The organism is Proteus sp. STS61-E (assembly GCF_040932335.1).
GTDB classification, from domain to species: domain Bacteria; phylum Pseudomonadota; class Gammaproteobacteria; order Enterobacterales; family Enterobacteriaceae; genus Proteus; species Proteus mirabilis_B.
Genome location: NZ_JBFQGE010000007.1, coordinates 180,301 through 196,186 on the forward strand (window position 1 = coordinate 180,301; position 15,886 = coordinate 196,186).

General features: G+C 38.8%; 13 protein-coding genes. 6 read left to right on the plus strand and 7 right to left on the minus strand.

Translation table 11 applies throughout. The features are described 5' to 3' along the window. Positions 1-285: 285 nt before the first annotated feature. Entirely contained in the window at positions 286-1,659 is a 1,374-nt protein-coding gene (hemN, locus tag AB4J89_RS15935) for an oxygen-independent coproporphyrinogen III oxidase (RefSeq protein ID WP_368469900.1), read from the plus strand. Between the two features lie 19 nt (positions 1,660-1,678). Here the strand turns inward: hemN and glnG are convergent, their stop codons facing one another. The 3 genes from glnG to glnA form a co-directional block, all read right to left on the minus strand. Continuing rightward, a complete protein-coding gene (gene glnG, locus AB4J89_RS15940) occupies positions 1,679-3,103 on the minus strand; it encodes a nitrogen regulation protein NR(I) (RefSeq protein ID WP_368469902.1) in 1,425 nt (474 codons plus the stop codon). 10 nt (positions 3,104-3,113) lie between these two features. Continuing rightward, on the minus strand, positions 3,114-4,160 hold the full coding sequence (gene glnL, locus AB4J89_RS15945) for a nitrogen regulation protein NR(II) (RefSeq protein WP_075671278.1): 1,047 nt from the start codon (positions 4,158-4,160) through the stop codon (positions 3,114-3,116). Between the two features lie 185 nt (positions 4,161-4,345). After that, positions 4,346-5,755 (minus strand): glutamate--ammonia ligase, encoded by a 1,410-nt coding sequence (gene glnA / locus AB4J89_RS15950; RefSeq protein WP_088494326.1) that lies wholly within the window; start codon positions 5,753-5,755, stop codon positions 4,346-4,348. A gap of 359 nt (positions 5,756-6,114) precedes the next feature. On the opposite strand from glnA, the gene typA reads away from it, so the two are divergent. From typA to rluF, 5 genes are all read left to right on the plus strand, one after another. Continuing rightward, positions 6,115-7,950 carry a ribosome-dependent GTPase TypA gene (typA, locus tag AB4J89_RS15955; protein ID WP_088494327.1) on the plus strand — a complete coding sequence of 612 codons (1,836 nt, stop codon included), beginning with the start codon at positions 6,115-6,117 and terminating at the stop codon, positions 7,948-7,950. A gap of 485 nt (positions 7,951-8,435) precedes the next feature. Next, positions 8,436-9,053, plus strand: a complete 618-nt coding sequence (gene yihX / locus AB4J89_RS15960) for a glucose-1-phosphatase (RefSeq protein ID WP_088494328.1) — start codon at positions 8,436-8,438, stop codon at positions 9,051-9,053. 67 nt (positions 9,054-9,120) lie between these two features. Further along, positions 9,121-9,558 (plus strand): D-aminoacyl-tRNA deacylase, encoded by a 438-nt coding sequence (gene dtd / locus AB4J89_RS15965; RefSeq protein ID WP_088494329.1) that lies wholly within the window; start codon positions 9,121-9,123, stop codon positions 9,556-9,558. Between the two features lie 36 nt (positions 9,559-9,594). Further along, the gene (fabY, locus tag AB4J89_RS15970; RefSeq protein ID WP_088494330.1) at positions 9,595-10,509 is read left to right on the plus strand and encodes a fatty acid biosynthesis protein FabY; all 915 of its coding nucleotides are present in this window, start codon (positions 9,595-9,597) and stop codon (positions 10,507-10,509) included. A gap of 174 nt (positions 10,510-10,683) precedes the next feature. Beyond that, positions 10,684-11,565, plus strand: a complete 882-nt coding sequence (gene rluF, locus AB4J89_RS15975; protein ID WP_102949444.1) for a 23S rRNA pseudouridine(2604) synthase RluF — start codon at positions 10,684-10,686, stop codon at positions 11,563-11,565. Between the two features lie 91 nt (positions 11,566-11,656). Here rluF and AB4J89_RS15980 read toward each other — a convergent pair whose 3' ends face one another. The 4 genes from AB4J89_RS15980 to AB4J89_RS15995 all read right to left on the minus strand — a co-directional run bounded on the left by AB4J89_RS15980 (position 11,657) and on the right by AB4J89_RS15995 (position 15,837). Beyond that, positions 11,657-11,896, minus strand: coding sequence for a hypothetical protein (locus AB4J89_RS15980; protein ID WP_088494331.1), 240 nt, complete (start codon positions 11,894-11,896; stop codon positions 11,657-11,659). A gap of 87 nt (positions 11,897-11,983) precedes the next feature. Next, positions 11,984-13,660: an AsmA family protein gene (locus AB4J89_RS15985; protein WP_368469906.1), complete on the minus strand. Its 1,677-nt coding sequence runs from the start codon at positions 13,658-13,660 to the stop codon at positions 11,984-11,986. Positions 13,661-13,760: 100 nt separating this feature from the next. Next, entirely contained in the window at positions 13,761-14,291 is a 531-nt protein-coding gene (locus tag AB4J89_RS15990; protein WP_088494333.1) for a hypothetical protein, read from the minus strand. Between the two features lie 154 nt (positions 14,292-14,445). Then, positions 14,446-15,837: a uracil-xanthine permease family protein gene (locus AB4J89_RS15995; protein WP_102949445.1), complete on the minus strand. Its 1,392-nt coding sequence runs from the start codon at positions 15,835-15,837 to the stop codon at positions 14,446-14,448. Positions 15,838-15,886: the final 49 nt, after the last annotated feature.

The window sequence follows — 15,886 nt, forward strand, 5'->3', positions numbered from 1 at the left end:
GTTTTCTTCTGATATTTCGCGATGAATTAAAACTACTAACATATTGAATAAACTTAATTTATTCATGAATATATTTAATGGATAAGACTATTTTTACATAATGTGATTTACATCACGTCGTATATTTGAGTGTTATCGCCTATCAATAAGAAGAAAGGGATTTATACGATACCTCTTTCGATCATATTCAGTTCTCGATTTATTGGTTACACTATTCTTTCAGATATTCATAATGTCTGTTTGCTGGTATGAAATATCAGCGGTTCACTTTTGGAAGGTAGAGGCATGTCAGAACAAACAATTATTTGGGATCTTGACCTGATCCATAAGTATAACTATTCAGGTCCTCGCTATACATCATACCCAACAGCATTAGAGTTTAATCAGCAATATGGCGATGATGATTTTATCAAAGCGACTCAACGTTATCTTGAGCGCCCTTTATCGCTTTATATTCATATCCCTTTCTGCCATAAGCTGTGCTATTTCTGCGGCTGTAATAAAATTATTACGCGGCATAAACATAAGGCAGATGAATATCTTGATGTTTTAGAAAAAGAAATTATTAACAGGGCTCGTTATTTTAAAGACAGAAAAGTGACTCAAATGCATTGGGGTGGGGGCACACCTACTTTTCTGGATAAGCAACAAATTAGCCGATTAGTTTCGCTATTACGTCACCATTTTCATTTTGTTGATAATGCAGAACTCTCTATTGAAATCGATCCTCGTGAAATTGAGCTAGATGTTATCGACCATCTGCGCCATGAAGGATTTAATCGCCTAAGTATGGGTGTGCAAGATTTCAATAAAGAAGTACAGCAAAAAGTCAATCGAGAGCAAGATGAAGCGTTTATTTTTGCATTGGTAGAGTGTGCGCGTGAAGTGGGTTTTCACTCCACCAGCATTGACTTAATTTATGGTTTACCTAAGCAAACCAAAGAGAGTTTTGCCTTTACATTAAAACGCGTTATTGAATTATCACCCGATAGATTAAGTGTTTTCAATTATGCACACTTACCTAATTTATTCGCTGCTCAGCGTAAAATTAAAGATGAAGATCTCCCTTTAGCTGAAGAAAAATTAGAAATATTACAAGAAACAATTTCTACGCTGACAACAAACGGCTATCAGTTTATTGGTATGGATCACTTTGCTAAACCTGATGACGAATTAGCAGTTGCTCAGCGCAAAGGTATTTTACATCGTAATTTCCAAGGCTATACCACTCATGAAGAGTGTGATTTATTAGGCATGGGAGTTTCTGCAATAAGTATGTTAGGTGATAACTATGCGCAAAATGAAAAAGTATTGAAAGAGTATTATGCGCGCGTAAATAGTGAAGGAAATGCACTATGGCGAGGTTTATCTCTGACTAATGATGATTGTATTCGTCGAGATGTAATTAAAACCTTAATTTGTAATTTTAGTCTGCGTTTTTCTGATATTGAAAAAATGCACAATATTGTCTTCCATGACTATTTTAAAGAAGATTTAGAATTACTTGTGCCAATGAAGGATGATGGTTTAGTTGAAATAACAGTAGACGGTATCCAAGTTACACCACGAGGACGTTTGCTAATTCGTAATATCTGTATGTGTTTTGATACCTATTTACGAAATCAAATGCGCCAACGTCAATTCTCGCGTGTTATTTAATTGATGAAGGGTTAGAGGATCAATATTCCTCTATCCCTAACTCTTTTAATTTGCGGGTTAATGTATTTCTACCCCAACCTAATAATCTTGCCGCATCTTGTTTATGCCCTTGTGTGTATGCCAAGGCACTAAGTAATAATGTACGTTCAAATTGGGGTAGGGCATCTGTTAAGATATTTTCTTTTCCTTCCCCTAATGCTTCATCTGCCCATAATGAAAGGTGCTGTGACCAGTGTTGAGAAGAAGCAATTCGACTGATATTTTTGGCTTTCTCATCAGGTTGGCGAATTTCTTGTGGTAAATCTTGAGGCATTATCTCTTGGCTTGCCGTCATTACGGTTAACCAGCGACACACATTCTCTAATTGTCTGACGTTACCTGACCAGTTGTATTCCATCATTATTTGCAAACTTTGCTGATGAAGCGCTTTGGTTTCGACACCTAATTCTTTTGCTGTTTTTTGCAGAAAATAGCGTGCTAAGCTGGGAATATCTTCCGTTCTATCTCGTAATGGGGGTAACTGAATACGTATTACATTGAGTCGATGATAGAGATCTTCACGAAAATCACCTGCTTGAACTCGCTTTTCTAAATCTTGATGTGTAGCGGCAATAATACGTACATCGACTTTTACAGGGGCATAACCACCTACTCGATAGAATTGCCCTTCAGCAAGGACTCGCAGTAAACGTGTTTGAATATCAAGAGGCATATCGCCAATTTCATCAAGAAACAGTGAGCCGCCATTCGCTTGTTCAAATCGACCTTGTCGTACTTGAGAAGCACCTGTAAATGCGCCTTTTTCGTGACCAAAAAGCTCTGATTCAATCAGGTCTTTAGGAATGGCTGCCATATTTAAGGCGATAAAAGGAGAGGAAGATCTCGGGCTGTGGCGATGTAATGCATGTGCCACTAATTCTTTCCCTGTCCCTGATTCCCCATTAATCAGCACACTAATTGAAGAGCGAGAAAGCCGACCAATAATACGGTAAACCTCTTGCATTGCAGGTGCTTCGCCAATCATATCTGAAACTGATTGCAATGAAGTTTCATCGTTATTCGGTTGTTTTTGCTCGCGATAATGAGTAATGGCGCGATCAATTAGTGCCAACGTTTCGTCGATATCGAACGGCTTTGGTAAGTAATCAAAAGCCCCTTGTTGATAGGCATTAACAGCAGCATCGAGATCGGAATGTGCCGTCATAATAATAACGGGAAGAGTTGGATATTGTTCTTTAATTATTTTTAGAAGAGATAAACCATCAATATCAGGCATACGAATGTCTGATAACAATACATCAGGTATTTCTGTATTAAGTGCATTAAGCACATCATTCGCATGTTCAAAGGTTTTACATGACAGACCTTCACGAGAAATAGCGCGTTCAAGTACCCAGCGAATAGAGTTGTCATCATCAACAACCCATACATTTCCTTTTTGCATTGGTTATCTCCTACTTAATTGGTAAATAAATAGAAAATTCAGTATTTCCGGGCCAACTGGTAAATTCAATTTTACCTGCATGCTGATCCACTAAATTACGTGCAATAGATAGCCCCAATCCATTGCCACCTTCTCGACCACTAACCATGGGATAAAAAAGTGTATCTTGCAGATGAGGAGGAATGCCATCACCGGTATCAATCACATCAATGCGAGCAACAAGGCGATGGCGTTCGCCATGAAGCGTGACTTGAAAAGCAGTACGGGTACGTAAAATAATCGTCCCTCCTGTTTTTTCAACGGCTTGTAAAGCATTGCGTGTAATATTTAGGAGTACCTGTTCTATTTGATCTGGGTAATGTGATAACTCAGGTAAACTCGGATCGTAATCTTTCAATAAGGTGACATTTTCAGGGCATTCAAGGGAAATAAGCTGAGCTACGCGCTCAACAACGTGATGAATACTCTGATGAGTTTTTGTCCCCGGATGTTGAGGACCAAGCAATCTATCCACCAGCACCCGTAGGCGATCAGCTTGTTCAATAATGACTTGCGTGTATTCCGTTAAAGCAGGATCAGGTAAGGATTTTGCTAGCAATTGAGCTGCACCTCGTAATCCTCCTAACGGGTTTTTAATTTCATGTGCCAGCCCCCTAACCAATTCCCTAGCAGCCATTTGTTGGGCTTGTTGGATCTGCTCTTGGCTTAACCGGCGTTGACTATCCATAGGCGCCAGTTCCAGCAAAATATGTTGCTCGGAAATAGGTTGGGCACTGAGCGACATTGTGTGTGATTGGTTATTGACAACCAATATCACTTCATTGTCGGTAAAGCTTTGTCCATTCGCTAATGTTTCACGCATTAAATCAGCATCAAAAGAGTAATAGCTGAAAAGGGCAGTGAAAGGTGTTTCAAATAGTTTTCGACGGCTTTGTGCTAAAACCTGTAACGCAGAATGATTTGCGTAGCAAATAATAAACTCTTTGTTGATAACCAATACAGAGTGTATCAGTGAGTCTAAAATTAATGTGTTGTCAGGTAAGTCTGCCGTTTCCATATTGAATACCCCATTGCACCATTTTAGTGCATCTTACCTTTATTACATTAATGAACCAATGCGTAAGTGAAAAGACTGACTCCTTAAGTGGGAGAAAAGTGCCCATCCGAAGATGGGCAAAATAGCTTCACGGCAAAAAAAACAGTTTTACATCTAGGCTTAAGTGTTTATTAGTAAAAATAGTCTTAAGCGCTGTAATACATTTCAAATTCAAGAGGATGCGGAGCCATACGTACACGTTGTACATCAGCACGTAATAATTCTAAATAAGCATCAATAGCATCATCAGTAAATACACCACCGCGAGTTAAGAATTCACGATCTGCATTTAATGTATTTAATGCTTCTTCTAATGAACCTGCGACAGTTGGGATCTCTTTCGCTTCTTCTGGTGGTAAGTCATAGAGGTTTTTATCCATAGCATCACCAGGGTGAATTTTATTGATAATTCCATCAAGACCAGCCATTAACTGCGCAGCAAACGCAAGGTAAGGGTTTGCTAACGGATCTGGGAAACGAACTTCAATACGGCGCGCTTTCATGCTAGCAACAACTGGAATACGAATTGACGCTGAACGGTTACGTGCAGAGTAAGCCAGCATTACAGGTGCTTCAAAACCCGGAACTAAACGTTTGTAAGAGTTAGTGGTTGGGTTAGTAAATGCATTTAATGCACGAGCGTGTTTGATAATACCGCCGATGTAATACAGTGCCATTTCAGATAATCCGCCGTATTTGTCACCTGCAAACAGGTTTACGCCGTTTTTAGACAGTGACATATGGCAGTGCATACCTGAACCGTTATCACCAACTAATGGTTTTGGCATAAAGGTCGCTGTTTTACCAAATACGTGAGCCACGTTTTGTACCACGTATTTATAAATTTGAGTTTCATCTGCTTTTTTGGTCATGGTATTAAAGCGAGTAGCCACTTCATTTTGACCCGCAGTTGCTACTTCATGGTGATGAGCTTCAACAACTAAGCCCATTTCTTCCATGATGTTACACATAGTAGAACGAATATCTTGTGATGAATCAACGGGTGGCAGTGGGAAATAACCCCCTTTAACCATTGGGCGGTGACCTTTGTTACCGTCTTCATATTTGGTATTGGTGTTCCATGCAGCTTCAATATCATTGATAGCGTAAGAAGCGCCTGAAATATCGTTTTTGAAACGAATATCATCAAACAGGAAGAATTCTGGCTCTGGCCCAAACAGCACTGTATCTGCGATACCACTTGATTTTAAATAGTCTTCAGCACGTTTTGAGATTGAACGTGGGTCGCGATCGTAACCTTGCATTGTGCCAGGTTCTAAAACGTCACAACGAATAATCAGGGTTGGATCTTGGAAAAATGGGTCAAGCATTGCAGTTGTTGCATCTGGCATCAGCACCATGTCTGATTCGTTAATGCCTTTCCAGCCACCAATAGAAGAACCATCGAACATTTTTCCTTCTTCAAAGAAATCATCGTTAACCTGATGAGCCGGAATAGTAAGATGTTGTTCTTTACCGCGGGTATCAGTGAAACGTAAGTCAATATATCTAACTTTATGTTCTTCAATCATGGATAACACATGTTCAAGGGACATAGGAACTCTCCTGGCGAATGGTTTTATTGAGTGCAGTGGCCTTACACATTTTTCGGTGAATTTTTTGCTCACCTAAATTCTATTGCGAAAAGCATGCCAACTTATCTAAAAAGGGATATATACTGTATTGATGAAGTTTAGTGTAGAATATCTCCTGTGATTTTTTAATTATTGCACAAAGTTGGTGCAAATTAAGCCTAATTAGTTGCACTATTTTGGTGCAATTGAACGGATGCTACTAAATTCTGAGGCGTGAAAAGGATCACAATTCAATTAATTGCATATTGTTAAGCAATCATTATTGTGATCTTGTTTAGTCTCTCGTCTAAAGCGTGTACAATACTGCGCTTATTTCTACAATGCCTGAGGCAAATTTTGTGATCGAAAACTTGCGTAATATCGCCATCATCGCCCACGTTGACCATGGTAAAACAACTATCGTCGATAAATTACTACAGCAATCTGGTACGTTCGGCGAACGTGAAACCGTTGCTGAGCGCGTGATGGACTCAAATGATCTCGAAAGAGAGCGCGGAATTACTATTCTTGCGAAAAATACAGCGATTAAATGGAATGACTATCGTATCAATATCGTAGATACCCCAGGACACGCCGACTTCGGTGGTGAGGTAGAACGCGTTATGTCTATGGTAGACTGCGTTCTATTGCTGGTTGACGCGATGGATGGCCCAATGCCACAAACTCGTTTTGTGACACAAAAAGCGTTTGCTAACAACTTAAAACCAATTGTTGTTATCAATAAAGTTGACCGCCCTGGTGCGCGTCCAGACTGGGTTGTTGATCAGGTATTTGACCTGTTCGTAAACTTAGGTGCAACTGACGAACAACTTGATTTCCCAATTATCTATGCATCTGCATTAAATGGTATTGCGGGAACAGATTACAATGACATGGCTGAAGATATGACTCCGTTATATGAAGCTATTGTCAAATATGTAGAGCCACCAAAAGTTGATCTGGAAGGCACATTCCAGATGCAAATTTCTCAGTTGGACTACAACAACTACATGGGTGTTATCGGTATCGGTCGTATCAAGCGTGGTAAGGTTAAACCTAACCAGCAAGTTACTATCATCGATAGCGAAGGTAATACTCGTAACGGTAAAGTCGGTAAAGTGTTAGGTCACTTAGGCTTAGAACGTATTGAAGTTGAAGTCGCAGAAGCTGGCGATATCATCGCAATCACAGGCTTAGGCGAACTGAATATTTCTGATACGATCTGCGAAACAGGTGCTGTTGAAGCATTACCTGCATTAGCCGTTGATGAACCAACTGTTAGCATGTATTTCTGTGTTAATACTTCACCTTTCTGTGGTCGTGAAGGTAAGTTTGTGACTTCTCGTCAGATTTTAGATCGTCTGAAAAAAGAGTTAGTCCATAACGTAGCATTACGTGTAGAAGAAACTGAAGATCCAGATGCATTCCGTGTATCAGGTCGTGGTGAGCTTCACCTGTCAGTTCTGATTGAAAATATGCGTCGTGAAGGTTACGAATTAGGTGTATCTCGTCCTAAAGTTATCTTCCGTGATATTGACGGCCGTAAACAAGAGCCTTTCGAACAAGTTACTATCGATATTGAAGAACAACACCAAGGTGATGTGATGCAAGCGATGGGTGAGCGTAAAGGCGAAATGCGTGATATGCAACCAGATGGTAAAGGACGTGTACGTTTAGACTACATTATCCCTAGCCGTGGTCTGATTGGTTTCCGTACTGAATTTATGACCATGACATCAGGTACTGGTTTACTGTACGCAACATTCAGTCATTATGATGATGTTCGTCCAGGAGAAATCGGTCGCCGTAATAACGGTGTTATGATCTCTAATGGCCAAGGTAAAGCTGTTGCTTACGCACTGTATAGCTTACAAGACCGCGGTAAATTATTCGTTACTCATGGTGCAGAAGTTTATGAAGGCCAAGTAATTGGTATTCATACTCGCTCTAATGACTTAACAGTAAACTGCTTGACGGGTAAAAAGCTGACTAACATGCGTGCTTCTGGTACAGATGAGGCGACAACGCTGACTCCACACCTGAAACAAACATTAGAACAAGCATTAGAATTTATTGATGACGATGAGTTAGTTGAAGTAACTCCGCAGTCTATCCGTCTGCGTAAGCGTTATCTGTCAGAAAACGATCGTCGTCGCGCTTACCGTAGCAAAGACTAATTCGTTATTCTGATAACATAATTCTTAGGGCGCGTTAGCGCCCTGAGTTTATACTCGTCATACTTTAAGTTACAGAGGCGTTTGACTACGCTCAGTTAGTCGAGTCACATAGCTTATCTATGTTCCCCGTCTATCCGTAACTCAAATTATTTAGAGTATAAGTACTATAAGACGAATGCGGTGGTTTATTTGCCATCGCATAAGTTTTTCTCTCCTTTCCTGTCTTTCTTTTCTTATCTTTTATTCCCAAGTTGCATTTACAACTTAGGCGTTGTTTTCTGGTATCAATATCAAAAGTCATCATCCACTCTATTATGCATTATAGATAATGATGCTTTTAGTCTCATTTTTCGTCTCTCCCTATTCTGGTTTTATGTTTTACAAAAAAATTAAGTGTGATTATTGTACTTTTTTGGTGTTTAAGCCTGTTCAGTAAAGCGATTTATGATTAAAGTAAAATGAGTTTTCTATTATGGAGAGGATTTATGCTTTATATCTTTGATATGGGTAATGTGATTATTGATATCGATTTTAACCGGGTATTCGCAGTATGGAGTAAACTCAGTGGTGTTCCATTAGCGAACATAAAAAAGAACTTCACCACAGGAGAGATCTTTAAATTACACGAACGCGGCAATATTACAGACATCGAGTTTGCAGAAGAAATCAGTTCAGAATTAGAAATGAATTTAAGCTTTGAACAGTTTGCTGAAGGATGGCAGGCTATTTTCGTCGCATTACGCCCTGAAGTCATTGATATAATGAATAAGTTAAGAGAGCAAGGACATCGGGTTGTGGTGTTATCAAATACTAACCGTTTACACCAAAATTACTGGCCGGAACACTATCCTGAAATAGCTGCCTCAGCAGATTTCCTCTATCTATCTCAAGATATCGGTATGAGAAAACCTGATCCTGAAATCTATAAATATGTTTTACAGTCTGAAGACGTCGAAGCACAAGATGCCGTTTTCTTTGATGATGTGAAAGCCAATGTTGATGCAGCCATTGCTGTAGGTATGAAAGGTGTACATGTCATTGATAAACAAACTGTCATTGACTACTTTAAAGATTATGATTTTTCTCTCCCAGTAGAAGAATAATGCTATTGTAAGGATAACAATGGATTGAATTTGTTATCCTTTTTTATTGATTTATTTTGGAGAGAGTATGATCGCGTTAATTCAACGAGTGACACAGGCAAAAGTGGATATTGCAGGTGAAACAGTCGGCGCTATTAATCAAGGTTTGTTGGTTTTATTAGGTGTAGAGAAAGACGACAACGAACAGAAAGCCAAAAGATTATGTGAAAAAGTGTGCGGTTATCGCATATTTAGCGATGAAAACGACAAGATGAACCTAAATGTGCAACAAGCAGGTGGTAGTTTATTAGTCGTCTCTCAATTCACCCTTGCCGCAGAAACACAAAAAGGAATGCGCCCTGGTTTTTCGAATGGTGCCCCCCCTGAATTAGCGAAAGATCTCTACCACTACTTTATAGAACAATGTCAGCAACAAGGTTTAGAAACACAAACAGGCCAATTCGCCGCGGATATGCAAATCACACTGACTAATGACGGTCCAGTCACCTTTTGGTTGCAGGTATAACGTCGAACATGTAGTGATGTTAAAAGGAGCTCAGATATGTACCATTTACGAACCCCAAAAACAGAGGCGGAATTTGATGCCTATTATGCTTTTCGCTGGGAAATGCTTCGTAAACCTCTACATCAACCTGAAGGCTCTGAAAAAGACGGTTATGATACCCTTGCTCATCACCAAATGGTTGTCGATGAAACCGGGCAACCTGTCGCGATTGGGCGGCTTTATATTAATGCGGATAACGAAGGCGCTATCCGCTTTATGGCAGTACGTACAGATGCACAAGGTAAAGGATTAGGCACTCTTGTTGCTATGGCGCTAGAGTCATTGGCTCGCCAAGAAGGTATAAAACGGATCGTGTGTAGTGCAAGAGAAGAGTCTGTAAACTTCTTCGAAAAATTGGGTTATGAAAATTGTGGTCTAGTCACAGGCCCACAAACTACACCCATTAAGCACTTCTTTATGAAAAAAAGTATTGAGTCTTTAGATGATATTCTTCATCGACCAGATTGGTGTGCTGAATTACAAAAACAGTGGCATCAACATATTCCTTTAAGTGAGAAAATGGGATTACGTATTACTCAATATACGGGAACCCGTTTTTATACCACCATCCCAGAAGCGGGAAACCAAAACCCTCATCACACTATTTTTGCTGGCAGCCAATTTTCACTCGCAACATTAACCGGTTGGGGATTGATTTGGCTATTAATGCGAGAGCATAAGTTGCAAGGTGATATTGTGCTGGTGGATGCTCATATTCGTTATCGCAAACCTGTATCAGGACGTCCTGCGGCCGTTGCAGATATGGAAAATTTAAGCGGGGATTTAGGGCGATTAGCGAAGGGCAGTAAGGCTCGCATTAAGCTAGATGTTGATATTTGTGGCGATGAAGGTGTTGGTGCTGTTTTTAGTGGTACTTATATTGTATTACCTTCACAAAATAAGCAATGTTAAGTGTACTTATTTTAATTAATTGAATTTAATCTGTTTTTTACCAATCTTATCGACGTTTTTGTTATCTTTTCTACGTTAAAGCGTGGGGATAATCAATCTATGCTCTAATGCTTATTTTATAGTGTTTCTATCGCTATCCAATTGATGTATATTTCGCAGTTTACGGAGGGAAGCATGGACACCAATTTATCTACTCGTCTTAATAAATATATCAGTGAAAGCGGGATCTGCTCACGCCGTGAGGCTGACCGTTATATTGAGCAAGGACTTGTCCTTATTAATGGCAAGCGTGCCGGTATTGGCGACCAAGTATTTGCTGGCGATGAAGTCAAAGTCAATGGTCGATTGATTGAAGCACAGGATAACTCTGAGCTAGTTTTGATTGCACTGAATAAGCCAGTAGGTATTGTCAGTACCACAGATGATGGCGAAAAAGATAATATTGTTGACTATGTTAACCACAGTACTCGTATTTTCCCGATTGGACGTTTAGATAAAGACTCTCAAGGGTTGATTTTCCTGACCAACCATGGCGATTTAGTGAATAAAATCCTACGTGCGGGTAATGATCACGAAAAAGAGTACCTCGTGACAGTGAATAAGCCGATCACAGATGAGTTTATTCATGGAATGGGTGCAGGTGTTCCTATCATGGGACAAAAAACCAAGAAATGTAAGGTTAAGAAAGAAGCGCCGATGGTGTTTCGTATTACCTTAGTTCAAGGGTTAAATCGTCAAATTCGTCGTATGTGTGAATATTTTGGTTATGAAGTCACTAAGCTTGAACGTATTCGTATTATGAATGTGAGCTTATCAGGATTGCCTGTTGGTGAATGGCGTGATCTGACTGATGATGAACTAATTACCTTATTTGAGGCGATTGAAAAATCAACTTCTGAAGCACCACCGAAACCAAAGCAAAATAAGCCGAAAAAACAAGTCAGTAGTAATGCAAAAGCATTGGGTATTCATATTCCTCAAACAAAAACCAAAGAAACGGAAAATAATTCCCGTAAGCGTTTTGTTCAGCCTGGTCGTAAAAAGAAAAAACGCTAAGTTTATTTTTGAAGATGCGATAAAAACAAAAAAACACCTGAAAGGGTGTTTTTTGTTTGTTCTATTTAAGACAAATTATACATCGATAAAATTAGTCTAAATCAAGTTCATCTAATTTATTTTGGCGACGTTCAAGTACAATCGCTGCAAGTTCAGCATCCATAACTCGCTCAATCAATGCATCATAATCTTCTTTAGAAAGGCAATAGAACAACGGAGTTTTGTTGTCATCACACACAAGCAGTGTGCTGTTATCTTCAAGTGCAGTTAAAGGAGATTGTTGAAACACATTTAAAGATATTTTTTCAGGGGAAAAATCTTCGTCAGACATGAAAACTCCACAATAAAGAAAAGGGCAATAGCGCATTGTAACGCTTTTTATAAAGGGAGCAATCCGTGCTCCTGCGAAAGATCAATATTATAGGTGATTAATTATTTCGCCATTTTGTATCACTGAGTTGAGTATTTGTTGCTCACCTTTACTTCCAGTTAATGTACCATTAAGTGTTGATTCCACTGGGCTTGAACGTAAATCCCCTTTCAATTTTAGTGTGAATTGGCCTATTTCGTCAGAGTAGGTTGTTTTTAAACCCAATGTGTAAGGCGTTGATAAAGGTACATTTAGTCCATTAGCAATAAGTGAGAATTGGCGCTGTTGGTTAGATTGCACTAAACCGGCTGAACCTCGAACAATGCCGTCACCAATAAATGCTGAATATTGCTCAACGATAGCGTTGTCTTGTTGAGTGACAATTTTTAAATCAGGGCGACGTAATTCAATACGATTTAATGTACCACTATCAGCATTAAATACCGCTGAGCCTTGCCATAATCCCCATTCCCCTTCTTTTGCAATCACTAAATTTTGCAGTTTTCCTGTTAAGTTGGTGAATTGGAATGGAAATTCTGGCGTGATATCAATCAAGATGGATTGATTGATAGATAATTGTTCGACAGTGATATTTTGAATATTACTCTTATCATCTATTGGTTTAGCTAAAAAAGTGAGCCAATTTTCAGGTAGTGTATATAAAAGGCCTGATAATGTGGCGTCTTGGATCGTAATAGTTTTATTGTCTTTATTCCAATTACCAGCAAGCTTAATTAAGCCTTTCTCGTAGCGTAGGCTGAGGCTATCTAGATTGAGTTGATGATTTTGTTGATTAAGTTTTGCGATAAGATCAGTGAAGTGTTCATCTTGAAAAACAACATCATTTGTATTGAGTTCACCAGTTGTAAATGAAAGAGCGTTATCCCAACTAAACTGAGAAAATTGCCCATCAAAACCACTGACTGCCCACTGTTTTCCTTCAGCAGTAAAATCAACAATATTAAGTGCTCTTATACTAATACGAGGGTAATTAGAGAGAGACTGAATTAATTCGTTAAAGGTTTGCGAGGATTGCCAGCGCAAGCCATTCATATAAACTTCATCAAGTTTCCATTGATTATCTTGATATTGCCCACTCAAAGATAGTGAGCCATTAAGTAGACGAGTACCTAATTTCTCTATTTGAATACTATTTGGTTGATATTGCCCAGAGATAATGAAATTACTGAATTTGTTATTATTTATCATGCCGTTAGCAATAGAAAACTGGAAATGACCCGCTCCAATCAAGTCGGTTGATGTTGGATTCCACGGCGTAATACCGCCAGTTACTTTCTTGGCATCAAAAGAAAAATCAGTTTTTTCACTGCTTAGCGCCATATTTTTAAATTGTAAGATATCGGCACTTAAGGGTATTGAAGACATTTTGTCTGCAAACTCAATATTGCCATTTTCTAATGTAATTTTTTGCAGATGAGAAGGGGTGGTAAAAAATTGCCAATTAAATCGAATTTGTGCTGATTTTGCCGATACTGTGGCTTTATCTTGTTTAGGATTAACGAGGAGATCATGAACAATGACTTGCTCGGGTTGCATAAGATCATGCTCAATACCTGAAAAGCGAATATCATAGTCAGTGTATTGTGTCAGCCATTCACTGGTTTTCTGCGCGCCCCACTGAGTCTGAATAAAAGCGTAAATTATAATAATAAATAAAATAACGATAAGTATCAGAGATACCAAACTTTTCATCAGCCAGCGCATAACCCTTCTCCTGTTTTATACTCCATCAAAACATTATACAGTTATGCCTGAAAACTAGACGATGCTCAAGTATTCATCGGATAAATCAAAGAGATTTCACTCATTTATTAAGGATGTTAGATATTCTAGTTGTCAGGTTTTCCGTATTGGGTAATTGTTTTAAATGACTGTTTACCTCCTCTAGTATTTTCATCACCAATTGGGCATGTTGTTCTTCTGTTGTACTTAATTTTTGCTGATGAAGTTTGTTACTGTAGTTAATTAACTGAGAAATCAAATCATTAGGCTCAAGACTTCCAGAATGGTAAACATCGTAGAGATTAGGTGTAATGTAAGATTGATTCTGTAAGTAATTAAATGAATATTTAAGGGCATCCACTGTAGGCTTATTAAGATATGGATTAGCTAAAAACGTACCTAAATCTTTTTTAATATGTTCTAAATTAAATTCAGCAACAGACTTATTTCCTAAATAAGTAAATTTATGATCACTATTAAATAACGAAAGAATAGAATCTTTGAGATAAGTAAAAAATTGCCCAATAGTTTGTATATGAAAATCTTGAGTAGATGGATGGCTTTTTAAGTATTCGAGTGCAGGGTTTTTAATTGGGTTCAATGGTGTAGTCATGTTATTTTCCTTTGATTTTCAGTATTGAGATAAAGATTTACCGTAACTCAAAGGACAATACTTTTATAAAAATACCATTGACCTAAAGATGATAAATAAAGCGCTATTTTCATAATCCAAAATAGCGCTTTACTCATTTGTTGCTAGTTAATTATTATTTTTCTGGTGGGAAAATCAGATTTAAAATAATGGCTGTTAAACCGCCCGCAGCAATACCTGATGACAGCAATGTTTTTAGCCAATCAGGGGCAAACTGTAATATTTGAGGCTGTTGCGAAACGCCTAACCCTACTGCAAGTGAAATAGCGAGGATCATGATAGCTCGGCGGTTTAATGCCTCTTTAGACACAATACGTACACCGGACGCAGCTATCGTACCGAACATCACTAATGTGGCTCCGCCTAATACTGGCTCAGGAATTCTTTGTACAAATTCAGCAACGAAGGGAAATAAACCCAAGATAACAAGCATTGCTGCAACAACATAACCTACGTAGCGACTAGCAACACCCGTTAATTGGATCACTCCATTATTTTGACCAAAACAAGAGTTTGGGAAGGTATTGAAAAATGCTGAAACCATGGAGTTAATTCCATTAGCTAATACGCCCCCTTTAATGCGTTTCATATACAAAGGACCGCTGACGGGTTGCTCTGAAACATCAGACGTTGCTGTGATATCACCAATAGTTTCTAGCGAAGTGATCATAAACACCAGCATTAAAGGGATAAGCAAATGCCAATCAAATGACAGCCCATAATAAAATGGCTCAGGAATAGTCATAAAAGGTGTTTCTTGATGTTCTGCGGGTGCGGGTAACATATCTAAAGCCCAAGCAAGAACATAGCCCACAGCCATTGCAATGACTAAAGAAGCTACTCGTAAGTAAGGATTTTTTTGTCGATTAAGTAAAATAATAACGATAAGAACAGAGCCTGCTAATAACAAGTTTTGTGGTGAGCCAAAGGTATTATTCTCGATAGCGGCATAACCACCACCAATAGAAGTTAATCCAACTTGAATTAAAGAGAGGCCAATTATCATCACTACGACACCTGAAACTAACGGTGTAATGATACGTCTTGCTAAGTGAAGTACACGAGAAAGAATAATCTCGGTTAATGAGGCAACCATTAATGTCCCAAAAAGGGCTGCCATCATCGTTGGAATATCAGCTCCACCATTTTTAAGCGCTAACCCCCCCATAATGAGCGGAGCAACAAAGTTGAAGCTCGTTCCTTGAATTGATAACAACCCTGAACCTATCGGACCCCAAGCTCGAATTTGAATAAGAGAGGCAATGCCTGATGCAAATAAAGACATGCTGATAATGCGTTGGGTATCGTGTGCAGGTAATCCTAATGCTTGGCAAATGAGGATCGCAGGTGTAATAACCGCGACAAACATGGCTAAAAGATGTTGGCAAGCAGCAAAAAGTGTTTGTGGTAATGGCGGTTTCTCTTCTAAAGCAAAAAGAAGTTCGCTATTTTTTTTAATTGAAACGTCACTATTTTTAGGCAATTTTTGATTTTCTGAAGTAACCATGGTGTGAATTTCTTATTCGACAAAAACGGTATTTTAATGATCTGCGCCA

Coding starts and splice junctions, on each gene's coding strand:
- AB4J89_RS15995 (WP_102949445.1), bottom strand. CDS start 15,837: ATGGTTACTTCAGAAAATCAAAAATTGCCTAAAAATAGTGACGTTTCA.
- rluF (WP_102949444.1), top strand. CDS start 10,684: ATGGACACCAATTTATCTACTCGTCTTAATAAATATATCAGTGAAAGC.
- hemN (WP_368469900.1), top strand. CDS start 286: ATGTCAGAACAAACAATTATTTGGGATCTTGACCTGATCCATAAGTAT.
- glnA (WP_088494326.1), bottom strand. CDS start 5,755: ATGTCCCTTGAACATGTGTTATCCATGATTGAAGAACATAAAGTTAGA.
- glnL (WP_075671278.1), bottom strand. CDS start 4,160: ATGGAAACGGCAGACTTACCTGACAACACATTAATTTTAGACTCACTG.
- glnG (WP_368469902.1), bottom strand. CDS start 3,103: ATGCAAAAAGGAAATGTATGGGTTGTTGATGATGACAACTCTATTCGC.
- dtd (WP_088494329.1), top strand. CDS start 9,121: ATGATCGCGTTAATTCAACGAGTGACACAGGCAAAAGTGGATATTGCA.
- AB4J89_RS15990 (WP_088494333.1), bottom strand. CDS start 14,291: ATGACTACACCATTGAACCCAATTAAAAACCCTGCACTCGAATACTTA.
- AB4J89_RS15985 (WP_368469906.1), bottom strand. CDS start 13,660: ATGCGCTGGCTGATGAAAAGTTTGGTATCTCTGATACTTATCGTTATT.
- AB4J89_RS15980 (WP_088494331.1), bottom strand. CDS start 11,896: ATGTCTGACGAAGATTTTTCCCCTGAAAAAATATCTTTAAATGTGTTT.
- typA (WP_088494327.1), top strand. CDS start 6,115: ATGCCTGAGGCAAATTTTGTGATCGAAAACTTGCGTAATATCGCCATC.
- yihX (WP_088494328.1), top strand. CDS start 8,436: ATGCTTTATATCTTTGATATGGGTAATGTGATTATTGATATCGATTTT.
- fabY (WP_088494330.1), top strand. CDS start 9,595: ATGTACCATTTACGAACCCCAAAAACAGAGGCGGAATTTGATGCCTAT.